Source organism: Nonomuraea turcica (assembly GCF_030718205.1).
GTDB lineage: Bacteria > Actinomycetota > Actinomycetes > Streptosporangiales > Streptosporangiaceae > Nonomuraea.
The window spans coordinates 139,338-161,390 of the sequence record NZ_JAUZQF010000017.1 but is presented as its reverse complement, the minus strand read 5'-3'; the positions used below and the strand labels follow the sequence as shown (position 1 = coordinate 161,390).

The 22,053-nt window shown below is 69.0% G+C and carries 17 protein-coding genes; 10 read left to right on the top strand and 7 right to left on the bottom strand.

The annotated features are described in order from the left end of the window. Positions 1-82 precede the first annotated feature (82 nt). From Q9G87_RS37770 to Q9G87_RS37755, 4 genes are read left to right on the top strand one after another with little or no spacing between them, the layout of a single operon-like run. Positions 83-1,102, top strand: coding sequence for a LacI family DNA-binding transcriptional regulator (locus Q9G87_RS37770; protein WP_305921372.1), 1,020 nt, complete (start codon positions 83-85; stop codon positions 1,100-1,102). Beyond that, the gene (locus tag Q9G87_RS37765; protein WP_305921371.1) at positions 1,099-3,099 is read left to right on the top strand and encodes a beta-galactosidase; all 2,001 of its coding nucleotides are present in this window, start codon (positions 1,099-1,101) and stop codon (positions 3,097-3,099) included. The genes Q9G87_RS37770 and Q9G87_RS37765 overlap by 4 nt, the downstream gene beginning before the upstream one ends. A gap of 27 nt (positions 3,100-3,126) precedes the next feature. Then, complete coding sequence (gene yicI / locus Q9G87_RS37760; protein ID WP_305921370.1) at positions 3,127-5,442, top strand: alpha-xylosidase; 2,316 nt, start codon at positions 3,127-3,129, stop codon at positions 5,440-5,442. Beyond that, on the top strand, positions 5,439-6,830 hold the full coding sequence (locus Q9G87_RS37755) for a GH1 family beta-glucosidase (protein WP_305921369.1): 1,392 nt from the start codon (positions 5,439-5,441) through the stop codon (positions 6,828-6,830). Before yicI ends, Q9G87_RS37755 begins: the two co-directional genes overlap by 4 nt. On the opposite strand, the gene Q9G87_RS37750 is transcribed toward Q9G87_RS37755, so the two are convergent. The 6 genes from Q9G87_RS37750 to Q9G87_RS37725 form a co-directional block, all read right to left on the bottom strand. Beyond that, positions 6,827-7,657 carry an SAM-dependent methyltransferase gene (locus Q9G87_RS37750; RefSeq protein ID WP_305921368.1) on the bottom strand — a complete coding sequence of 277 codons (831 nt, stop codon included), beginning with the start codon at positions 7,655-7,657 and terminating at the stop codon, positions 6,827-6,829. The two genes, Q9G87_RS37755 and Q9G87_RS37750, sit on opposite strands and share 4 nt — an antisense overlap. Positions 7,658-7,698: 41 nt before the next feature. After that, the gene (locus Q9G87_RS37745; protein ID WP_305921367.1) at positions 7,699-8,736 is read right to left on the bottom strand and encodes a hypothetical protein; all 1,038 of its coding nucleotides are present in this window, start codon (positions 8,734-8,736) and stop codon (positions 7,699-7,701) included. 11 nt (positions 8,737-8,747) lie between these two features. After that, on the bottom strand, positions 8,748-9,383 hold the full coding sequence (locus Q9G87_RS37740) for a nitroreductase family protein (protein WP_305921366.1): 636 nt from the start codon (positions 9,381-9,383) through the stop codon (positions 8,748-8,750). Between the two features lie 80 nt (positions 9,384-9,463). Further along, a complete protein-coding gene (locus tag Q9G87_RS37735) occupies positions 9,464-10,600 on the bottom strand; it encodes a Fic family protein (protein WP_305921365.1) in 1,137 nt (378 codons plus the stop codon). A gap of 71 nt (positions 10,601-10,671) precedes the next feature. Continuing rightward, entirely contained in the window at positions 10,672-11,772 is a 1,101-nt protein-coding gene (locus Q9G87_RS37730; RefSeq protein ID WP_305921364.1) for a glycoside hydrolase family 53 protein, read from the bottom strand. Positions 11,773-11,782: 10 nt separating this feature from the next. Next, positions 11,783-13,768: a beta-galactosidase gene (locus Q9G87_RS37725; protein ID WP_305921363.1), complete on the bottom strand. Its 1,986-nt coding sequence runs from the start codon at positions 13,766-13,768 to the stop codon at positions 11,783-11,785. Positions 13,769-13,951: 183 nt separating this feature from the next. Here Q9G87_RS37725 and Q9G87_RS37720 point away from each other — a divergent pair, with 183 nt between their 5' ends. The 5 genes from Q9G87_RS37720 to Q9G87_RS37700 all read left to right on the top strand — a co-directional run bounded on the left by Q9G87_RS37720 (position 13,952) and on the right by Q9G87_RS37700 (position 18,927). Beyond that, positions 13,952-15,268 carry an ABC transporter substrate-binding protein gene (locus Q9G87_RS37720; protein WP_305921362.1) on the top strand — a complete coding sequence of 439 codons (1,317 nt, stop codon included), beginning with the start codon at positions 13,952-13,954 and terminating at the stop codon, positions 15,266-15,268. Then, entirely contained in the window at positions 15,265-16,137 is an 873-nt protein-coding gene (locus tag Q9G87_RS37715; RefSeq protein ID WP_305921361.1) for a carbohydrate ABC transporter permease, read from the top strand. The genes Q9G87_RS37720 and Q9G87_RS37715 overlap by 4 nt, the downstream gene beginning before the upstream one ends. Continuing rightward, the gene (locus tag Q9G87_RS37710) at positions 16,137-17,000 is read left to right on the top strand and encodes a carbohydrate ABC transporter permease (protein WP_305921360.1); all 864 of its coding nucleotides are present in this window, start codon (positions 16,137-16,139) and stop codon (positions 16,998-17,000) included. Before Q9G87_RS37715 ends, Q9G87_RS37710 begins: the two co-directional genes overlap by 1 nt. Further along, positions 16,997-17,992, top strand: a complete 996-nt coding sequence (locus Q9G87_RS37705; RefSeq protein WP_305921359.1) for a LacI family DNA-binding transcriptional regulator — start codon at positions 16,997-16,999, stop codon at positions 17,990-17,992. The genes Q9G87_RS37710 and Q9G87_RS37705 overlap by 4 nt, the downstream gene beginning before the upstream one ends. A gap of 101 nt (positions 17,993-18,093) precedes the next feature. Beyond that, positions 18,094-18,927 carry an SAM-dependent methyltransferase gene (locus tag Q9G87_RS37700; protein ID WP_305921358.1) on the top strand — a complete coding sequence of 278 codons (834 nt, stop codon included), beginning with the start codon at positions 18,094-18,096 and terminating at the stop codon, positions 18,925-18,927. Between the two features lie 179 nt (positions 18,928-19,106). Here the strand turns inward: Q9G87_RS37700 and Q9G87_RS37695 are convergent, their stop codons facing one another. Beyond that, the gene (locus tag Q9G87_RS37695; protein WP_305921357.1) at positions 19,107-19,553 is read right to left on the bottom strand and encodes a hypothetical protein; all 447 of its coding nucleotides are present in this window, start codon (positions 19,551-19,553) and stop codon (positions 19,107-19,109) included. A 1,707-nt stretch (positions 19,554-21,260) separates the two neighbouring features. Between Q9G87_RS37695 and Q9G87_RS37690 the strand changes: the two genes are divergently transcribed. Continuing rightward, a complete protein-coding gene (locus Q9G87_RS37690; RefSeq protein ID WP_305921356.1) occupies positions 21,261-21,707 on the top strand; it encodes a hypothetical protein in 447 nt (148 codons plus the stop codon). The last annotated feature ends 346 nt before the right edge of the window (positions 21,708-22,053 follow it).

Here is a 22,053-nt window from a genome sequence, read left to right as displayed (position 1 = left end):
TCCGATTTAACGCCATTGACATCTCCGCAAAACCGACCCTACGGTATGCGAAACGTTTCGACAACGGTATCGCGGGAGGGGCATGTCTTCGCTACGTGACGTGGCCGAGCGGGCCCAGGTGGCGGTGAGCACCGTCTCGGCGGCGCTCAACGGCACCCGCCCGGTGGCCGCGGCGACCAAGCTGCGCATCGAGCAGGCCGCCGCGGAGCTCGGCTATCGCCCCAACCTGCTGGCGCGCGGGTTGCAGAGCAAGCGGACCCGGATCCTGGCGCTGCTGTTCCCCGCCCCGCGCAGCGGTTTCGGCCTCACCGAGATGCAGTTCGCGACCGGTGCCGCCGAGGCGGCCAGCGAGCTGGGCTATCACCTGCTGCTGTCGCCGGAGAGCGCCGACCCGATCGACGAGCTGCGCCACCTCACCGGCCTCGGGCTGGTGGACGGCGTGCTACTGATGGAGGTGCGGCTGGACGACGAGCGCACCGCGTTCCTGTCGGCGGCCGGGGTGCCGTTCAGCATGATAGGGCGCACCCGGGAGCCGGGCTCGATCGACTACGCCGACATCGACTTCGCGGCCACGGCCCGCGACGCGGTGGCGCACGTGGCCGGGCTGGGGCATCGCACGCTGGCTTTCTTCAACCTCTCGACCGACCTGTACGCCGACGGCTACGGCCCCGCGATGCGGGCCGGCGAGGAGTTCGCGGCGGCGGCCCGCGCCGCGGGGATCGATTACGTGGACGGCTACCGGCCCGGGTCGGCCGAGGAGGGTCGGGAGGCGTTCGAGCGGCTGCTGGAGGCGCACCCGGAGGTGACGGCGCTGGCGGTGATGGACGACCACGCGGCCGTCGGAGTGATCGCGGCGGCGGCGGCACACGGCCGGCGCATCCCCGAGGACCTGACGCTGATCCTGGTGTTGTCGTCGGCCAGGGTCGCCGAGATGTTCAACCCGAAGCTGACGACGCTGGAGCCACCGAGCACCGAGCTGGGCAGGCTGGGCGCGCACATGCTCATCGACCGCCTGCAGGGCGCCGGCCCGCCGCGGCAGCACCTGGTGCCCTGCCGCCTGGTGATCGGCGACAGCTCCGCACCGCCCCGGAGCCTGTCATGACGGCGCGGCCGGGGATGCACACGCTCACCCGCGAGCGGGGGCTGCTGTTCGGCGGGGACTACAACCCCGAGCAGTGGCCGGAGGAGGTGTGGGCCGAGGACGCCGAGCTCATGAAGGCCGCCGGGGTCAACCTGGTCACGGTCGGCGTGTTCAGCTGGGCGCGGCTCGAGCCGGAGCCGGGCGCGCGCGACTTCGGCTGGCTGGACCGGGTGATGGACCTGATGGCCGGGGCCGGGATCGCGGTGGACCTGGCCACGCCGACCGCCTCGCCGCCGCCGTGGCTGGGCCACCGCTGGCCGCAGACGCTCCCGGTCGACGAGTCCGGGCACCGGCTCTGGTACGGCTCGCGCAACCAGTTCTGCCCGTCGTCCCCGGTCTACCGGGAGCGGGCACTGGCGATCGTGACCGACCTGGCCGACCGGTACGCGGGCCACCCCGCCCTGGCGCTCTGGCACGTGGGCAACGAGTACGGCCAGTTCTGCCACTGCGACGAGACCGCGGCCGCGTTCCGGGCCTGGCTCCAGCAGCGCTACGGCGACCTGGACGCGCTGAACGAGGCGTGGGGCACCACGTTCTGGAGCCAGCGTTACAGCGAGTGGGCCGAGATCGTCACCCCGCGCCGCGCCCCGTACATCATCAACCCGGCGCAGCAGCTCGACTGGTGGCGCTTCTGCTCCGACGCGCTGCTCGCCTGCTACCGCGCCGAACGCGACGTCCTGCGCGAGCGCACCCCCGACGTGCCGATCACCACGAACTTCATGGGCCTGTTCAAGCCCGTGGACTCCTGGGCGTGGGCCGGCGAGGAGGACATCGTCTCCAACGACTGCTACCCCGACCCCGAGGACCCGCTCTCCCCCGCCCGCACCGCCCTCACCCACGACCTGATGCGCGGCCTCGGCCGGGGGCGGCCATGGCTGCTGATGGAGCAGTCCGCAGGCGCCGTCAACTGGCGGCCGCACAACCTGCCCAAACCGCCCGGCCAGCTCCGGCTGGAGTCGCTGCAGGCGCTCGCCCGCGGCGCGGACGGATTGTGCTACTTCCAGTGGCGGGCCTCCCGCTTCGGCGCCGAGCGTTTCCACGCCGCGATGGTGCCGCACGCGGGGCCGGACACGCGGCTGCACGCCGAGGTCCGCGCGCACGGCCAGGAGCTGCGCAAACTCGCCTCCGTGGCGGGGCAGCCGGTGCCGGCGCGGGTGGCGATGGTCTTCGACTGGACGAACTGGTGGGCACTGGAGGAGCGCGGCCGCCCCAGCGACCGGCTGGGCGCCACCGACCAGCTGCTCGCCTACTACGTGCCGCTCTGGGAGCGCGGCGTGAGCGTGGACCTCGTCCCGCCCTCCGCCGACCTGAGCGCGTACGCGCTGGTCGTGGTGCCGAACCTGTTCCTGGTGACCAACGCGGACGCGGCAGCGCTGACGGACTACGTACGCGGCGGCGGAGTGCTGGTCGTCGGGCCGTTCTCCGGGATCGCCGACGAGCGGGCGCACCTCCGCACCGGCCGGTTCCCCGCGCCGCTGCGCGCGGTGCTCGGCGCGTCCGGCGAGGAGTGGCAACCCATCGCGGGCGAGGTGCGCTGCCGATGGGACGACGGCCCCGAGTTCACCGCGCACACCTGGACCGAGCTGATCGCCGTGGAAGGCGCCGAAGCGGTGGCCACGTTCAGCGAAACGGGGCACCCTGCGGTGCTGCGGCACCGCGCCGGCGACGGCGTCGCCTGGTACGTCGCCACCATGCCCGAGCCCGCCGCGCTCGGCGAGATCACCGCGCGGGCGCTGGCCGATGCCGGCGTGCGCGGCGTCCTGCCCGACGGAGTCCGGCTGCCGCCGGGCGTCGAGGCGGTCCGCCGCGGCGACGTGTTGTTCCTGCTCAACCACGGCCCTGAGCCGGCGCGTGTGCCCATCCCGGAGGCGGCCGAAGACCTGCTGACCGGAGCCGCCTTCGAGGGCCAGGTCGCGCTGGCTCCTCGCGCGGTCGCCGCGCTGCGCCCGCACGGTTGATCAAGTCCCCCTCGAGAACGGATCAGGATGAAGTTCAAGGACGGTCACTGGCGCATGCGGGCGGGCGTGCGGGCCGCGTACGCCGTCGCAGCGCACGACGTGACCGCGGACGCCGCCTCGCTGCGGGTGCTCGCGCCGACCCGGCCGATCACCCGCCGCGGCAACACCATCGACGGCCCGGTCCTGCGGGTGGACGTGTCGTCGCCGCTGCCGGACGTCATCCGCGTCCGCACGGTGCACTTCGCCGGTTCCGTGCCGGACTCCCCCGCCTTCGAGGTACGCGACGACGCGCCCGAGGTCAAGATCTCCGTGGACGCGGAGGCGGCCGCCCTGACCAGCGGCGCGCTCACGGTGCGGCTGCGCAGGGACACGCCGTGGGAGATGACGTTCAGCGCCGGTGGACGCGAGCTGACCCGCAGCGACGGCAAGAGCCTCGGCATCGTGCACGACCCCGGCGACCGGCACTTCATGGTGGAGCAGCTGCGGCTCAGCGCCGGGGAGCTGGTATACGGGCTGGGCGAGCGGTTCGGCCCGCTGGTGCGCAACGGGCAGGCCGTCGACATCTGGAACGACGACGGCGGCACCACCAGCGAGCTGGCGTACAAGAACGTCCCCTTCTACCTCACCAACCGCGGCTACGGGGTGTTCGTCAACCACCCCGGTCGGGTGTCGTTCGAGGTGGGGTCGGAGACGGTCTCGCGCGTGCAGTTCAGCGTCGAGAGCCACGACCTGGAGTACCTCATCATCCACGGGCCGACGCCGGCCGACATCCTGCGCCGCTACACGGCGCTGACCGGCCGGCCCGCGCTGCCGCCCGCCTGGTCGTTCGGGCTGTGGTTGTCCACGTCGTTCACGACCGACTACGACGAGGCCACGGTGACGTCGTTCGCAGACGGGATGGCCGAGCGGGACCTGCCGCTGAGCGTCTTCCACTTCGACTGCTTCTGGATGCGGCAGTACCGGTGGTGCGACTTCGAATGGGACCCGGAGGTGTTCCCCGACCCGGAGGGCATGCTGCGCCGGTTGAAGGAGCGCGGGCTGAAGGTCTGCGTGTGGATCAACCCGTACATCGGGCAGGCGTCCGGCCTGTTCGACGAGGGCATGGCGGCCGGGCACCTGCTGCGCCGGCCGGACGGCACGGTGTGGCAGGATGACCACTGGCAGGCGGGGCGGGCGCTGGTGGACTTCACCTCACCGGCGGCCAGGGAGTGGTTCGCGGGCAAGCTGCGCGGCTTGCTCGACATGGGGGTGGACGCGTTCAAGACCGACTTCGGCGAGCGCATCCCGACCGACGTCGCCTACGCCGACGGCTCAGATCCCGAGCGCATGCACAACTACTACTCCCTGCTCTACAACCAGACCGTGCACGATGTGCTGGCCGAGCGGGGCGCGGCCGTGTTGTTCGCGCGCTCGGCCACGGTCGGCGGGCAGCGGTTGCCGGTGCACTGGGGCGGCGACTGCGAGTCGACCTACGAGGCCATGGCCGAGTCGCTGCGCGGCGGGCTGTCGCTGGGCATGGCGGGGTTCGGGTTCTGGAGCCACGACATCGGCGGGTTCGAGGGGCGGCCCGACCCTGCCGTGTTCAAGCGGTGGGTGGCGTTCGGGCTGCTGTCGTCGCACAGCCGGCTGCATGGGAGCGGCTCGTACCGGGTGCCGTGGCTGTTCGACGAGGAGTCGGTGGACGTGCTGCGGTCGTTCACGCGCCTCAAGAGCCGGCTGATGCCCTACCTGTACGGCGCCGCGGTGCAGGCCACGACGGACGGCCTGCCGGTGATGCGGGCCATGCACCTGGAGTTCCCCGACGACCGGGGCTGCGACTACCTGGACGCCCAGTACATGCTGGGGCCGGACCTGCTGGTGGCGCCGGTGTTGTCGACTGAGGGCGACATTTCGTACTACGTCCCTGAGGGGGTGTGGACGCGGCTGCTGGACGGCGAGACCGTCACCGGCCCCGGCTGGCGCAGTGAGCGGCACGGGTTCGACAGCCTGCCGCTGCTGGTGCGGCCCGGCGCGGTGCTGCCCGTCGGGTCCCGCGAGGACCGGCCCGACTACGACTACGCCGACGACGTCACGCTGCAGGCGCACCAGCTCGCCGACGGCGACGTCCGCACCGTCACCGTGCCGGACGCCGACGGCGGCGCCGGCGCGGTGTTCGAGGTGGCCCGCACCGGCGACCGGATCCGCGCCCGCCGCCTGCAGGGCGCGCCCGCCCGCTGGAGCCTGCTGCTCGCCGGGGTGCGCGAGGCCCGGAACCCCCGGCTGGAGACGACGCCCGGCGGCGTGCGGGTGGCCGCCGAGCCCGGCACCGACGAGATCGAGATCATTGTTGAAGGAGCAGTATGACCACTTTCCCCGACAACTTCCTGTGGGGCACCGCCACCGCCTCCTACCAGGTGGAAGGCGCCTGGAACGAGGACGGGCGCGGCCCGTCGATCTGGGACACCTTCTCCCACACGCCCGGCCTGGTCACCAATGGCGACACCGGTGACGTGGCCTGCGACCACTACCACCGGCTGGAGGAGGACCTGGACATCCTCGCCGAGCTCGGCGTGGGCGCCTACCGGTTCTCCCTGTCCTGGCCGCGCGTGCAGCCGGGCGGGCAGGGGCCCCTCAACCAGTCGGGCGTCGACTTCTACAACCGGCTGATCGACGGCCTGCTCACGCGGGGCATCGCCCCGGTGGCCACCCTCTACCACTGGGATCTGCCGCAGGAGCTGGAGGACGCGGGCGGCTGGCCGCACCGCGACACCGCGCTGCGCTTCGCCGAGTACGCCGCCCTCATGGGCCAGGCGTACGGCGACCGCGTGCACACGTGGATCACGCTGAACGAGCCGTGGTGCTCGGCCTACCTGGGCTACGCCTCCGGCGTGCACGCCCCGGCCAGGACCGAGCCCGCCGCGGCGCTGGCCGCCGTGCACCACCTCAACCTCGGCCACGGCCTGGCCGTGCAGGCGCTGCGCGCGGTGGCCGCCCCGTCCGCGCAGATGTCGGTCACGCTCAACCTGCATCACGTGCGCGGCGTGTCGGAGGCCGACGCGGAGGCGGTGCGCAAGGCGGACGGGTTGTCCAACCGGGCCTTCCTCGGCCCGATGCTGGAGGGCGCCTACCCGCGCGACCTCATCGACGACACCGCCGCCGTGACCGACTGGTCGTTCGTGCGCGACGGCGACGAGGCCGCCGCCTGCCAGCCGCTGGACGTGCTCGGCGTCAACTACTACAACCCCACGCTGGTACGCCAGTGGGACGGGGCGAGCGCGCGGGAGACCGCCGACGGGCACCAGGACGGCGCCGCGTCCCCGTGGATCGCCTGCGAGGACGTCGAGTTCGTGCGCCAGCCCGGCCCGTACACCGAGATGGGCTGGAACATCGACGAGACCGGCCTGACCGAGCTGCTGCTGCGCCTGCACCGCGACTACCCGTCCATGCCCACGATGATCACCGAGAACGGCGCCGCGTTCCCCGACCCGGTGGGCGCCGACGGCCGCGTGCACGACGCGGACCGCGTCGACTACCTCCACCGGCACCTGACCGCCGTGGCGGAGGCGATCAAGGGCGGGGCGGACGTGCGCGGCTACTTCGTGTGGTCCCTGATGGACAACTTCGAGTGGGCGCACGGCTACGCCAAGCGGTTCGGCATCGTCCGCGTGGACCGCGACACGATGGAGCGCACCTGGAAGGACAGCGCCCACTGGTACCGCGACGTGGTCGCCGCCGGCAAGCTGCCCGGCTAGGGCTTGCGGGCCACGGCCCCGACGAAGGTGTGGTAGGTGATGCCCGGAGTGGCTGTGTCTCCGTCGTCGGGGCGCCACTCCGGGAGCGGCACCAGGCCGGGGTCCACCAACTCGAGGCCGTCGAAGTAGGCGAGCAGCTCGTCGCGAGTGCGCCACCGGCCGGTGCCGAGGTGCTCGTTGAAGATCTTCTCCGCGGCGTAGGCCTGCTTGGACACCTCGGGGTGGGCCTCGCCCGGGTTGTGGAAGTGGGAGATCACCACGTGGCTGCCCGGGGCGAGCGGGGCCACCAGCCGGCCCAGGATGGCGCCGGGGTCCTCGTCGTCGGACACGTGGTGCAGGAGTCCGAACAACAGCAGCCCGACAGGCCGGCTGAAGTCGAGCAGGGCGCGCGCCTGCGGGTCGCCGAGGATCTTCTCGGGCTCGCGGGCGTCGGCCTCGATGACCGTGGTGGTGGCGTCCGCGGCCAGCAGTGCCTGGCCGTGGACGAGCACGATCGGGTCGTGGTCGACGTAGACGACACGCGTGCCGGGGGCGACGGACTGGGCGATCTCGTGCACGTTGCCCTGCGTCGGCAGGCCGGAGCCGATGTCGAGGAACTGCCGGATCCCGGCCTCGCCCGCCAGGTAGCGGACGGTGCGGCGGAGGAACTCCCGGTTGGCCCTGGCCGCCTCCGGCGCGTCCGGCGCGACCTTCAACGCCATCGCGGCCACGTGGCGGTCGATCGCGTAGTTGTCCTTGCCGCCGAGCATGTAGTCATAGACGCGCGAGACACTCGGCTTGGTGGTGTCGATCCCTGGGGGCGCGGTTTCCTGCTCGCTCTCGGGCACTGCCGGCTCCTTGCGACGGGGTCGGGGCTACACGGATGATCTTAGCCGCCGAGCTCGCCGCGCAGCAGCCGCGCGGCGCCGGACATGGCCCGCATCTTGCCCGCTGCCGACGCCCGCGGCAGGTATTTCATGCCGCAGTCGGTCGCGATGACGATCCGCTCGGGCGGCACCCACTCGAACGCCCTGCGCACCCGCCCCGCCACCACCTCCACCGGCTCCACGTCCGGCCTCGACAGGTCGATCACCCCGAGAATGATCGTCTTGTCCTTCAGGTCGGACAACACCCCCAGGTCCAGTTCGGACTGCGCGGTCTCGATCGACACCTGCTGGACCGGGCAGCCGGCCAGCTCCGGCAGGAACGAGTACGCCTCCGGCCGCTCGTGGATGATCGCCGCGTACCCGAAGCAGATGTGCACCGCCGTCGTGCCGACCACGCCATCCAGTGCCGCGTTGAGCGCGGCCAGCCCGTACGCCCGCGCCGCCTCCGGCCTGGCCTGCATGTACGGCTCGTCGATCTGCACGACGTCGGCCCCGGCCGCGAACAGGTCGCGCATCTCCGCGTTGACCGCCGCCGCGTAGTCCATCGCGGCCGCCTCGGCGTCCGGGTAGTGGTCGTTCTGCGCCTGCTGGCTCATCGTGAACGGTCCCGGCACCGTCATCTTGACCGGGCGATCGGTGTGGGCGCGCAGGAACCGCAGGTCGTCCACCTCGACCGGGCGCGGGCGGCGGATGGGGCCGACGATGCGCGGGACGGGGTTCGGGTGGCCGCTGCGGTCCAGCGCCGTACCCGGATTGTCCAGGTCGACGCCCTCCAGTGCGGTGGCGAAGTGATTGGAGTAGCTCTCTCGGCGGATCTCCCCGTCGGTGATGATGTCGAGACCGGCGCGCTCCTGGGCCCTGATGGCCAGCTCGGTGGCGTCGTCCTGGGCCTGACCGAGCTGCTCGGGCGGGATGCGCCACAGCTCCCTGGCCCGCACCCGGGGCGGGAACCGGCCCGCCAGTTTGGCGCGGTCGATCAGCCATTCGGGCTGGGCGTAGCTTCCTACCAGCGACGTCGGCAGCAGCGGCAGAGATGTCACGGGCCCTCCATTCACCAGCGATCGAGGTGCAGCACTTCGTCGAGCGGCCGGCGCGGTGCGGGCCTGAACGTGTCCCCGGTGTAGTAGGCGGTGGGGAGGAGCACGCCCTGGCGCACGTCGGCGGGTATGCCGAGCAACCCGGCGATCTCACTCTCGTACGCCAGGTGCAGGGTCGTCCAGGCCGTGCCGAGCCCGCGGGCGCGGGCGGCCAGCATGTAGCTCCACGCGGCCGGCAGCAGCGACCCCCACAGGCCCGCCTGGTTGCCCTCGGGCAGCCCGCCGCCGGGGAGCGTGATGCAGCCGATCACCAGCACGGGCACGTCGCCCATATGCTCGCCGAGATGGACGGAGCTGCCGGCCACGCGTCGCTGCGTGGCGGCCCGTTCCGGGTCGTCCTGGAACAGCGACCCGGCGGAGGCTCCCGACTCGTAGTAGGCGCGGAAGGAGCGGCCGTAGTAGTCGCCGATCTGTTTCCGCACCTCCGGGTCGGTGACCACGATCCAGTGCCAGCTCTGCCGGTTTCCGCCGGTCGGGGCCTGGAGGGCGATCTCCAGGCACTCGCGGACGAGGTCCAGGGGGACGGGCCGGGTCAGGTCGAGGCGCTTGCGGACGCTGCGGGTGGTGGTGAGCAGCTCATCGGGCGTCATGCGCCCATCATGTCAACGTCAGCGGATGATCCGAAGGGCCCGTTCGAGCCGGCTGGTTCGCGTGTTCCTGCTCAACTCGATCAGGGATTGTAGGGGTCTGTCAGGGGCAAGGGGGTACGGGCAGCATCCAAGGCGGCTTGGGGGAAATTAGGTCCAGCCGTGTAAAACCGGGCACGGGTGCGACCGATCGGGGTCAGGATCTCGGCTGTGACGAGGTCGCGCAGGTCCCGCTGAGCTTGCTGGAGGCTGAGGCCCTCGGCTCGTTCATATCGGCTGCGGCGGACGCGGCCAGACATGGCCACATCATGCAGAGCGGTGACGATGCGCTCGTCCATGCCCCGCCGCTCCGCGATGTCGCCGAGCAGCGTCCACACACGGGTGGAGCGGTCAAGGCGGTTCTTCACGGTCTGCGCCTGCTGATGGTAGGCGGTGAGGTTGAAGCGGATCCAATCCGAGACGTCTTGGTCGGGCCGGTACGTGGAGCCGCGCCGGGCGAGCGCGGCGTAGTACTCCCAGGTGTTGCCCGGCCGCCCGAGCCACGCCTCAATGGAGGAGACCTCGGGTGCGAGCACTCCGTTCCTGGCGATCACCAGTGTTTGGAGGGAGCGGGACATACGCCCGTTGCCGTCTGCCCATGGGTGGATGGAGACCAGATAGAGGTGGGCCATAGCGGCCCTGATGAGCAAGTGGGAGCCGTCGTCGGTATTGAGCCAGCCGGACAATTCCCGCATCAGCGCGGGGACGTCCTCCGCGTCCGGGGCCGTGTAGGCCGCAATGCTGGGGTCACGCGCGCCGGTGACGTAGACAGGCCCTCGGCGCCACTGTCCCGCAGGCTTGCGCTGCGTGTGCCTGTGCCCCTGGAGCATCCAATGCAGAGCGTTCAGGAACCCCGTGCTGTAGCAGAAGTCCTCCACATCATGGAGGGTCTGGATGTAGGTCATCATCCGCTGGTAGGCGAGGGTTTCCTCGCGGTTCTCATCGGAGACGTCCACGTCTCTCTCACCCTCGAGGAGATCTTCCACATCGATCGTGGACACCTTGAAGCCCTCGATCGAGTTGGAGGCGGCGACGGCGTCGGCCGTGAGGAACTTGCGTAGCCCTCCAGTCCGCTTACTCGGCGTGGACCGCAGTTGGTGGCGGAGTTTCTGCCGAGCCGCCTCGATCTCTTCGAGAACTCTCCGGTCGGCGTCGGTGAGCGCGGGAGTCGGGAACAGCATGACGCAATCATTGCGTTCATGCGGCCCGTCCCGCCGTGAGCTCGACGACGGGACGGGACGAGGACCGGGGATCAGCTGTGGCCGAGAACCCGCATGGCGGGCAGGGCGCGGTCGGAGTAGTCGAACAGGGCCTGGTTCTCCCAGCCGTTGCCGGACGACGGGTCGGCCGGGTCCCAGCCGTTGCCCTTGACGCCGGTCCAGGTGGCCTCCCAGGTGAACAGGCCGAGACCCAGCCCGCCCGGCACCTGGCGGACGATGTCGGCGACCTTCGCCAGCATCGCGGCCTGGCCCTGCGGGGTGGCCTGGTAGCCGGGGTACGGCTCCGGCGACAGGATGATGTTCTCCCAGCCGTCGTCGTCGGCCGTGGTGAACGGGTAGGCGGTCTCGACCACGACGACGGGCTTGCCGTACCGGGTGGCCACGTCGTTGATGTTGGCCTGGAACGCCTCCAGCGTGCCGTGCCAGTACGCGTAGTACGACAACCCGATCACGTCGTACCGGATGCCGTTGGCGTTCGCGTTGTCGAACCACCACCGGTAGAGGCCGTTGTCGCCGCCGTTGGCCAGGTGCAGCACGACCTTCGTCGAGGCGGACACGGCCTTGACCGCGTCGTAGCCGGCGTTCAGCAGGGCGGCCGTGTTCGCCCAGGTGGAGTTGGAGCCATCCGGCCAGAGCAGGCCGCCGTTGATCTCGTTGCCGACCTGGACCATGTCGGCCGCGGTGCCCTGGCGGCGCAGCGCGTCGAGGACGTCGTAGGTGTGGTCGTACAGCGCCTGCTTGAGCTGGTCGAACGGAAGCGCCTCCCAGGCGGCGGGCTTGAACTGCTTGCCCGGGTCGGCCCAGGTGTCGGAGTAGTGGAAGTCGACCAGCAGCTTCATGCCGTTCGCCTTGGCGCGCTTGGCGATGGACAGGACCTGGGTCTTGGTGTTGTAGCCGTCGGCCGGGTTCACCCAGACCTTGAGCCTGATGTAGTTGAGCCCAGCCTGGGACAGGATGCGGATTGCGTCGCCGCGGCGGCCGCGGGCGTCGCGGTAGACGCCGCCGTAGGCCTCGGATTTGGCGAGGCTGGAGATGTCGGCGCCCCTGATCTGCAGGCGGGCCCCAGCCTGCGCCGGTTGCGCCACGACGACGAGGGCGGCGGCTAACAGGAGTGCGGTCAGGATGCGTTTCATCGGGGTCTCCCTAGGGTTGGGGGGATTCCACGACGACGGTGACCGCGCCGGGCGCGACGGTGACCGGCCCGTCGTGGCGTACGCCGTCGAACACGCTCGTGCCGGTCACCCCCTCGACCGTCACCGGCTCGTCGCCGTGGTTGATCAGGAAGACGTGCCGGCCCCGGCGGACCAGCTCCAGGGTGTCGGGCAGGCCGCGCGGGCGGGAGACGCCCGCGTGGTCGAGCACCTGGGCGAGCAGGTCGCGCAGGCCGGTGACGGGCGCGGTGGCGAGGTACCAGGCGGTGCCGGCGCCGAGGTCGTGGCGGGTGACGGCGGGGTGGCCCGCGTCGGGGCCGGCGGCGAAGTCCCGTACGGAGGCCGCGCCGGCGGGACGGACGCGCTCCGACCAGATGCGGGCGGTATCACCGCCGGTCAGTGTCACGGTCTCGTCCTGGCGCAGGGGGTGGAACTCCTCAATGGACAGGCCGAGCAGCTCGCGCAGCGCGCCGGGGTGGGCGCCGGGGTGGATGGTGTCGTGTTCGTCGACGATGCCGGAGAAGTACGACACGAGCAGGTTGCCGCCGGCCTCGACGTACCGGTGGAGGTTCTTGGCGGAGGCCTCGGTGAGCAGGTACGAGCTCGGCGCCACCACGACCCGATATCCCGAAATATCAGCGGAAGGGTGGACGAAGTCCACCGTGACGTGCTCGCGCCACAACGCCTCGTAGAAGGCGTCCACCCGCTCCCTGAAGGTCAGGTCCACCGACGGCCGCCAGTCCAGCTCCAGCGCCCAGTACGACTCCCAGTCCCAGACGATCGCCACGTCGGCCCGCACCCGGCTCCCCTGCAGATCGGCGAGCTTGCGCAGGTCGGCGCCCAGCCGCACCACCTCGCGCCACTGCTCGGAGTCGGTGCCGGCGTGCGGGACGAGGCCGGAGTGGAACTTCTCGGCCCCGAACCGCGAAGCCCTGAACTGGAAGAACAGCACGCTGTCGGAGCCGCGCGCCACGTGCGCCAGGCTGTTGCGGCGCATCTCCCCCTGCCGCTTGGCGATGTTGCGCGGCTGCCAGTTGACCGCGCCGGCCGAGTGCTCCATCAGCATCCACGGCGCGCCGCCCGCCACCGAGCGGGCCAGGTCGGCGGACATGGCCAGGTCGATGTGGTTGTCGGGCCGCTCGGCGGCGAGGTAGTGGTCGTTGGCGATCACGTCGAGCTCGCGGGCCCACTGCCACAGATCGGTGGACTTGCAGTTGACGGTGCCGGCGAAGTTCGTGGTGACCGGGATGCCCGGGGTGAGCTCGCGCAGGATGTCGCGCTGGAGTGCGTAGTGCTCGCGGTGCTGGCCGTCGCTGAAGCGGGCGTAGTCGAGGCGCTGGGCCGGGTTGACGACCGTGTGGTTGAAGCGGGGGGCGTCGATCTGCGACCAGTCGGTGTAGGTCTGGCCCCAGAAGGTGGCGCCCCAGGCGTCATTCAAAGCCGAAATATCCTGATATGTCATGCGAAGCCACTCGCGCCAGGCCGCCACGCTGTGCTCGCAGTAACACTCGCCGAGCGGCGCGCCGTACTCGTTGTGCACGTGCCACATGACCACGGCGGGATGGCCGCGGTAGTGCTCGCCCAGCGCGCGCACCAGCCGCGCGGTCACCTCACGGAAGGCCGGGGCGCTGGAGCAGGCGCTCTGCCGCCCGCCGAACCCGATCCGCACGCCTTCCCTGGTCACCGGCAGCACGTCGGGGTGCTGGGCGATGAACCAGGCGGGCGGGGCGGCCGTCGGCGTCGCCAGGTCGACCGCGACCCCGGCGGCGTGCAGCCGGTCGATGACCTCGTCCAGCCAGCCGAACTCGTAGCGTCCCTCGGCCGGCTCCATCAGCGCCCACGAGTGAATGCCCAGGCTGACCAGGTTGACCCCGGCCTCGCGCATGAGGGCCACGTCCTCTTCGAGGACCTCGCGCGGCCACTGCTCTGGGTTGTAGTCCCCGCCGTAGGCGATGCCAGCAGGACGCTCCGGATACATCCATCCCCCTCGAGAAGCTTCTGTGAACGTGCACAGTAACGCTCGACCTGTCCTTGAGGGAACAGTGACCCCGAATTTTCCTGCTCGCCCTGGAGGTTAACGAGACCGTAACGACCCCTTGACGGGTATTTCCGGACTGTTCCACTCTGTGCACGTTCACAGAACCCCCTACGGAGGTACGCAATGCGCGCCAACCGCCTTGGAGCAGCCCTGGCCGTCGCCCTCACGGCCACCCTCGCGAGCTGCGGGTCGGGCGAGCCCGCTCAAAGCACCGAGGCGGCGCAGAGCCCCACGGCCGCCGCCCAGGGACCGGTCAAGCTCGTCTACTGGACCTGGGCCCCCAACATGGACAAGATCGTCGACGTCTGGAACAAGGCGCACCCGGACATCCAGGTGACGGTCAGCAAGCAGGCCGGCGGCGACGACGCGGCCGCCAAGTACCTGACCGCGAGCAAGGCCGGCAACCCGCCGGACCTGGTGCAGGCCGAGTACCAGCACCTGCCGTCGTTCATCGCCGCCGACGCGGTGGCCGACCTCAAGGCCGAGACCGCCGCGGTCAAGGGCGAGTTCTCCGAGGGCCTGTGGAACCTGGTCACGCTCGGCACGGAGGGCGTGTACGGCATCCCGCAGGACAGCGGCCCCATGATGCTCTTCTACCGCCAGGACCTGTTCGACAAGTACGGCATCGCGGTGCCGAAGACCTGGCAGGAGTACGCCGACGCGGCCCGCACGGTGCGCAAGAAGGACCCCAAGGCCTACCTCGGCACGTTCTCCAGCAAGGACCCGGGAGCGTTCACAGGCCTCGCCCAGCAGGCCGGCGCGCAGTGGTGGTCGATCAGCGGCGAGTCGTGGAAGGTCAACATCGCCGACGAGCCCACCAAGAAGGTCGCCGACTACTGGGACGGCCTGGTCAAGGAGGGCGCCATCGATGACATGCCGTTCTTCACCCCCGAGTGGAACAAGGCGCTCAACGACGGCAAACTGCTGAGCTGGCCGTCGGCGGTGTGGGCGCCGGGCGTCCTGTCGACCAACGCGCCCAAGGCCAAGGGTAAGTGGGCCATCGCGCCGCTGCCGCAGTGGAACGCCGGTGAGAGCTTCAGCGGCTTCTGGGGCGGCTCCTCCGTGGCCGTGTCGGCCAAGACGCCGAACAAGGCGGCCGCCGCGCAGTTCGCCACCTGGCTCAACACCGACCCGGCCGCCCTGGAGTTGCTGGTCAAGGAGGCCGCGATCTACCCGGCCTCGACCAAGGCCCAGTCGGCGCTCGGCGAGGCTCCCGAATACTTCTCCAACCAGCCCGACTTCTGGCAGCAGGCCGCCACCGTGTCCGCCGGGGCACGCGGGTTCACCTTCGGGCCGAACGTCGGCGTGACGTACAACTCCTTCAAGGACGCCTTCGACAAGGCGCTGCAGAGCAAGTCGCCGTTCTCCGCCGCCATTCAGACCATGCAGGACGCCACGGTCGCCGACATGCGCAAGTCCGGCTTCCAGATCGCGTCATGAAGCGTTCGGCCCCTTACGTCTTCCTGACCCCGGCGATCGTCCTGTTCACCCTCTTCCTGGCCGTGCCCATCGGCTACACCGTCTACCTGGCGATGCTCAGGACCAAGGTGTCGGGGCTCGGCCTGGGGAAGGGCTCGCGGCGGGAGGTGTTCGTCGGGTTCGACAACTTCGCCGCCGCCCTTTCCGACGCGGAGCTGTGGAACGGGTGGCTGCGGGTGCTCGGCTACGGCGCGCTGGTGCTGGTCGTGATGCTCGGCCTGGCGCTGCTGTTCGCGTTGCTGCTGGACTCGGCGCGGGTGCGGCTGGCGCGGTTCTCCCGGATCGCGATCTTCCTGCCGTACGCCGTGCCGGGGGTGGCGGCCACCCTGCTGTGGGGGTTCCTCTACCTGCCCTCGCTCAGCCCGATCAGGGAGATCCTGGACGTCGACTTCCTCGGCGCCACCACCGTCACGTACTCCATGGCGAACGTGGCGGTGTGGGGCGGGGTCGGCTTCAACATGCTCGTGCTCTACACCACCCTCCGGGCGATCCCGCGCGACCTGTACGAGGCCGCGCGGCTCGACGGCGCCTCCGAGTTCCAGATCGCGATCCGAGTCAAGATCCCGATCCTGGTCCCCGCGATCATCCTGACCACCGTGTTCTCGATCATCGCCACGATCCAGGTGTTCACCGAACCGACGACCCTGCGGCCGCTGACCAACACGATCAGCTCCACGTGGAGCCCGCTCATGAAGGTCTACCGCGACGCGTTCGTCACCGGCGACCTGTACTCGGCCGCCGCCACGTCGATCGTCATCGCGGCGATCTCACTCGTCCTGTCGTTCGGGTTCCTGCGCGTGGTCCGCAACCGCGCCTTCGGGGAGGGCTGATGACCGCTGTCTCGCATCGCAGGCCGCGCGGCACGGCGGCGTTCGGCGGCCTGGCGCCGACGGCGCTGCTGCTGATCGGCGCGATCTACTGCCTGTTCCCGGTGCTCTGGGTGCTGATCGCGGCCACCAAGTCGCCGGCCGAGCTCTTCAGCACAGGGACGCTGGCCTTCGGCACCGGTTTCTTCGACAACGTGACACAGCTGTTCGCCTACCGCGACGGGGTGTTCTGGTTGTGGGCGGCCAACACACTCATCTACGCGGGCGGCGGCGCGCTGCTGTCCACCGCGGTCTCCGCGGTGTCGGGCTACGCCCTGGCCAAGTACCGCTTCCCCGGCAGGAACCTCATCTTCAACCTGCTCATCGGCGGCATCCTGGTGCCGGCCGTGGTGCTGGCGATCCCGCAGTACCTGCTGTTCTCCAAGATCGGCCTGGCCGACAGCTACTGGGCGGTCCTGCTGCCACAGATCCTGCACCCGTACAGCATCTACCTGGCCCGCATCTACGCCGCCGCGGCCATCCCGGACTCGCTGCTGGAGGCCGGGCGCATCGACGGAGCCAGTGAGGGGCGCCTGATGTGGCGGGTGGCGATGCCGCTGATGGTGCCCGGCATGGTGACGATCTTCCTGTTCCAGTTCGTGTCCATCTGGAACAACTTCCTGCTGCCGTTCATCATGCTGGGCGACGACGGCAAGTTCCCGCTCACGGTCGGCCTGTACACGCTGCTGGCCGCCGGCGCGAACCAGCCGTCGCTGTACAACCTGATCCTCACGGGAGCGTTCCTGTCCCTCGTTCCCTTGATCGCGCTCTTCCTCACGATGCAGCGATACTGGAGGACCGACCTGTCCTCCGGAGCCGTCAAATGAAACGCCCCACGATCCATGATGTCGCCGCCGCCGCGGGCGTGTCCCGCGGCACGGTGTCCCGCCTGCTCAACGGGGACAAGTACGTGAGCCCGGCGGCGCGCGTGGCCATCGAGCGGGCCATCTCGGAGACCGGCTACGTGGTCAACCGGGCTGCCCGCAGCCTGGTCACGCAGCGGACCGGGTCGGTGGCGATGGTGTTGTCGGAGCCGCACCAGAAGCTCTTCGAGGACCCCAACTACAGCACGCTCATCCGGGTCGCCATCAGGATGCTGGCCGAGCGGGACATGTCGCTGGTGATGATGCTGGCCGGCGACGAGGGCGACCGCGAGCGGGTGGTCCGCTACGTGCGCGGCGGCCACGCCGACGGCGTGCTGCTCGTCTCCACGCACGCCGGCGACCCCCTGGTCGAGGCGCTCACCTCCGGGCCACCCGCCGTCTCCTGCGGGGCCGTCATCGGCCACGAGAACGTCATCCCGTACGCGGCCGCCGACGAGCGGCTCGGCGCCCGCCAGATGACGGAGTATTTCGTCAGCCAGGGCCGCAAACGCATCGCCATGATCACCGGCCCGATGGACACCCCCGGCGGCATCCAGCGCCTCGAGGGCTTCGCCGAGGTGCTCGGCCGCAAGGCGACCACGAAGCTGATCGCGCACGGCGACTGGACGCAGGCCAGCGGCGAGCGGGCGATGGCCGAACTCCTGAACAGGGCGCCCGACATCGACGCCGTCTTCGTGGCCTCGGACCTGATGGCGTCCGGAGCGCTGGCCACGCTGCGGGCGGCGGGGCGGCGAGTGCCGGACGACGTGGCGGTGGGCGGTTTCGACGACTCGTCGGTGGCGCTCTCGACACATCCGCCGCTGACCACGATCAGGCAGCCGCTGGCCGAAATGGCACAGGAGACCATCCGGCTGCTCTTCGCGCTGCTGGACGGGGCGAAACACGTCGACCCGGTGATACTGCCGACGGAATTGGTGGTCAGAGAATCGGCCTGACCTTAATGGGGCCCGTGTGACGCATTCCCGAAAAACGACGATTTTCCAGGAATGGCGAAGTAAGATCACACAAATCCCCATTGACCTATGAGGAGCCGGCCGTGGGCGACCGCGAGCACGAGCGCGCACCGCAGGGCATCGACACGACCAGGCCCAGCGTGGCTCGTGTGTACGACTTCATGCTCGGCGGCAAGGACAACTACGAGATCGACCGCCAGGTGGCGCGCCGGGCGCTGGAGGTGGCCCCGGACGCGCCAGAGGCTGCCCGGGCCAACCGGGAGTTCCTCGCCCGCGTGGTCCGCTACCTGGCGGGCGAGGCCGGTATCCGCCAGTTCCTGGACCTCGGCTCCGGCTTGCCGACCCAGGGCAACGTCCACGAGATCGCCCAGTTCGTCACCACCCGCGCGCACGTCGTCTATGTGGACCACGACCCGATCGTGCTGGTCCACGGCCGCGCGCTGCTGGCCGTGGACGACACCACCACAGTGGTCGAGGCAGACCTCAGGGATCCGGAGGCGATCCTCGGCCATCCCGAGGTGACACGGCTGATCGATTTCACCGAGCCGGTGGCCCTGCTGATGTTCGCCATCCTGCACCACCTGGCCGACGATGAGGATCCGAGCGGAATCACCCGGCGCATCATGGACCGCCTGGCCCCGGGCAGCTACCTGGCCGTGTCCCACTTCCACAATCCGGGACAGGCGCTTCCCGAGGTGTCCCAGCAGGCGTACTCGGCCGAGAAGATCTTCAACGAGTCGCTGGGGACAGGGCGATGGCGTGCGCGCGAGGAGATTCTCGCGTACTTCGACGGGCTGGAGTTGATGGAGCCGGGATTGGTACCGCTGCCCGAGTGGCGCCCGGAGGCCGACGACCGGGCCGAGCCCGGGATCACGTACCACACGTTCGTGGGAGCGGTGGCGCGCAAGCCGCGCTAATGATCAGAAGCGGTGGCTTTCTCTCGCATCTATGTCGGCTGCACACTATCCAGGGGATGTGGCTGTTGGAGTGGCGATCGGGCTCATCTCCGGCTGGGGGGCGAACCGGTTGATGCGAGGCCCGGAACGGGATATGAACAAGCCAGCCCTGAGCAGGTGACCTGGTAGCCGTAGGAGATCTATGCGCCATCGCTGTCCTCCAGGCTTCGCCAGGCCGCTTCCTGGGGTGGATCCAGTGGTACGTGCTCGAATCGTGCGATGTAGGTGTGCCCGAGCGTAACGAGCGCGTCGTAGCCGAGGTCGGGCAGGGCATCGAAGTCGTCGGCGGCGACGTCGAGGGTGAAGCTGTGTTCGCTGTCGTCGTCCAGGATGACCGCCACGATGCAGCGGTATACGGAAGCGTCCTCTTTCCCGAATATGACGAGGAGCAGCTGCCTGAGCCTGTCTCGGTGCGCCCGGATCCACTCCTGCCGCCCTTCGGCGCTCCACTGGTGGCGCTGCGCCGTCGCGACGAGAGCACCCAGGGATTCGACCGTCAGCGTTTTGATGTCACCCCGGCCGGCGGGCTGCCAGATATCGGTTGTGGGCCATTTCTTCCTGTTCCGGCTGTTGAAGAGGCGCATCATTTCCTAAAGTTGTTGATGAAGATCAGTATCCCAGGTGATTCTGGAGTTGGGATCCTCCGCCCGCGCGACGAGTTGGTAGCGCCGATGGTTGCCCTGCAGGAGGACTCCGGGGTGCGAGCGGTGTAAGGATATGAAGTGCGTATCCGAAGGGTGGAAGACGGAATTTATCAGGTCATCATCCGAACGGGTGGTGGGATCTGGCCATCTTGAAGGAGCGCGGCGGATTGCCCGGCTGTAATTTCAGGAGATCGCGGACCGTCGGGTTGGCCTTGGGTGCTGTCTCTCCCAGCTTGCCGCTGAGGGAAGGATTCGGGCGGGAATACTGTCCAGAAGGGAGACGGCGGCTGTCCAGCCTTCATGCTGAACGGCAGCGACATCAATCAAGTTTTCGCCATCGGCATCCAGAATGCCATCATAGATCGTGACGGCGATGGCGTCAGGGAGACCTTGGCCTTCATGGGGTGGCGTCGCATGAGTGCCGCATCCGGCTTCCCGAGCCTCAATCTCGTGCCGTCACCTAGCACAGGGTAACTGGTACCGTTCTGGGCCCAGCCGCCGGCAAAGCCGGCTGGGCCCTTGCAACCGAAAACGTTCCGGAGACGTCCGACCAGATATGCTGACCATCCGACGAAGCCGGTCGACCGTACTCATATTGCTGCTTCTCGCAGGATGCGCCAACGGTCACGGCACCGCCCCCAGCCTCGCTGCGGCGCCGGTCCATCAGACCACCTGCCCACTTCGGTGGGGCGCTCATGACGTCGGCGGTTGGGTCCCAACGCCCGAAAGCACCGCATCAACACTGGTACCGGGACAGCCACCACGCGCTGAAATCTGCCTATACGACGTCCATGGCGCTCTTCAAGGCAAGGCGCGTACCCTCCAGACCGGTTTGGCTACTATGACGGCCGATCTCAACCGTCTACCAACGGCGCCACGTCGCGAGGCATGCCCCCTGCTTGCCACTCTTACGCAGAGCTACCTCATCAAGTTGTCATATCAAGACGGACGCATTTCCTGGGTCGGCACGGCGTATGGCATCAGTGGGTGCACAAATACAACGAACGGACGCATCCACACAACCGCTTACATCGGGGATGCTGTCAAACACGCGTACGACACTGGGCAGTGGGCGAGACTCACTCCTCGAGACCCGTGCGATATTGGCACTGGTCGGCGCGGCCAGGACAAGCACCTCATTCCGGACGACCCCATAGAGGTGACAGTCTGCAGCATCAGGAAGAACGCTGAGCACAAGACGCATGGCCGCAGGGTCGCCATCAAGACTGCAAAAACTCTCAACAAGCTACCCACCCAGCCAGTGGACCATCAATGCAGTGGGCCATACATCTCACTGATCTTCCACTACAGGCAAGGTCCACCCGCCGCGGTCACTGCCTTCGGCGCCGCCTGCAAGGTTGACAATCGTTACGTTCAAGCAGATGTTCCAGCTGCGCTCTACACACAGCTAAAGAAGCTCGGCACAGACTAAGTGTTTTTCAACTCGGTTCGCGGAGTTGAAGGAGGGGTATCACTACCCCAGCCACGCAGAGGCGGTAAGGGCAACGCTCTCACCCCGGCCGGAGGCCGAGGACCGGGCGGAGCCCGGGATCACGTACCACACGTTCGTGGGAACGGTGGCACGCAAGCCGCGCTAATGATCAGAAATCGCCATCCAGGCGGCGCTCATCGCTCCTGTGGAATTTCTAAATGGGCCAGGCGCAGGATTTTCGGACGGATGACATGCATCGATGGATTCTGGTGGCCACGTTGATCCTGGTGGCCAGCGGCTGCTCAGCACCCAGCAGCTCGCAGGTGAAGCACGCGCAAGGTAGCCCGACAGTCTCACCCTCTCTATCCCTGAAAGAGTTGACGGCTGGAATCAAGGGCGGCCTTATGTTTCAGCGCATCGACCAAGGGACAACTCAATGGGAAGGAGAGTTCCAGGCGAAGGATTCGTACACGATCGCTTTCGATTGCACCGGCGCATTCGGGAACGTGTCCATTAAAGTGGACTCTTCCCGTTTCGGGCACGAGTGCTCCAAGGGGCCAACGGAAACTACATTCAGCCGTACGCCGGACGGAGAGGTGGGGCCGCACCACGTGGAGGTGAACGCGCCCTCCGGAGCAAAATGGACGATCCAGGTCTTCAGCTAGCATATGAGCGTTCGGTCGGGGCGCAAAGGGCCAGCACTAGATCAGCAACAAACCTGCTACGTTTCACCAGCAGAGCGATAGCGTTGATCAAGGTCGTTGCCGGCCGGACTTGCGGAACGCTGGCCGAGATCCGGCAAGGGTCCGCTTGGTTGCCATCCACCTGTGTGATCTTCAAAGCGGCCGATTAGTCCACCTTGTCCAAGCCCGGCTGATAGTCGGCCACGTCCACGCCCGGAACGCTAAGGAAGACCTGCTGGACCTGCTCACGTTTTCCCCCACCCGCTCCGACGGCACCGCCATCATCGATCGGCTACGCCGCCGGGGCTCTGTCCAAATTCGGAGACAC

Bases quoted from the DNA above. Each gene is read 5' to 3' on its own strand.
- Q9G87_RS37770 (WP_305921372.1), top strand. From the start codon at position 83: ATGTCTTCGCTACGTGACGTGGCCGAGCGGGCCCAGGTGGCGGTGAGC.
- Q9G87_RS37765 (WP_305921371.1), top strand. From the start codon at position 1,099: ATGACGGCGCGGCCGGGGATGCACACGCTCACCCGCGAGCGGGGGCTG.
- yicI (WP_305921370.1), top strand. From the start codon at position 3,127: ATGAAGTTCAAGGACGGTCACTGGCGCATGCGGGCGGGCGTGCGGGCC.
- Q9G87_RS37755 (WP_305921369.1), top strand. From the start codon at position 5,439: ATGACCACTTTCCCCGACAACTTCCTGTGGGGCACCGCCACCGCCTCC.
- Q9G87_RS37740 (WP_305921366.1), bottom strand. From the start codon at position 9,383: ATGACGCCCGATGAGCTGCTCACCACCACCCGCAGCGTCCGCAAGCGC.
- Q9G87_RS37735 (WP_305921365.1), bottom strand. From the start codon at position 10,600: ATGCTGTTCCCGACTCCCGCGCTCACCGACGCCGACCGGAGAGTTCTC.
- Q9G87_RS37730 (WP_305921364.1), bottom strand. From the start codon at position 11,772: ATGAAACGCATCCTGACCGCACTCCTGTTAGCCGCCGCCCTCGTCGTC.
- Q9G87_RS37725 (WP_305921363.1), bottom strand. From the start codon at position 13,768: ATGTATCCGGAGCGTCCTGCTGGCATCGCCTACGGCGGGGACTACAAC.
- Q9G87_RS37720 (WP_305921362.1), top strand. From the start codon at position 13,952: ATGCGCGCCAACCGCCTTGGAGCAGCCCTGGCCGTCGCCCTCACGGCC.
- Q9G87_RS37715 (WP_305921361.1), top strand. From the start codon at position 15,265: ATGAAGCGTTCGGCCCCTTACGTCTTCCTGACCCCGGCGATCGTCCTG.
- Q9G87_RS37710 (WP_305921360.1), top strand. From the start codon at position 16,137: ATGACCGCTGTCTCGCATCGCAGGCCGCGCGGCACGGCGGCGTTCGGC.
- Q9G87_RS37705 (WP_305921359.1), top strand. From the start codon at position 16,997: ATGAAACGCCCCACGATCCATGATGTCGCCGCCGCCGCGGGCGTGTCC.
- Q9G87_RS37695 (WP_305921357.1), bottom strand. From the start codon at position 19,553: ATGATGCGCCTCTTCAACAGCCGGAACAGGAAGAAATGGCCCACAACC.
- Q9G87_RS37690 (WP_305921356.1), top strand. From the start codon at position 21,261: ATGGGCCAGGCGCAGGATTTTCGGACGGATGACATGCATCGATGGATT.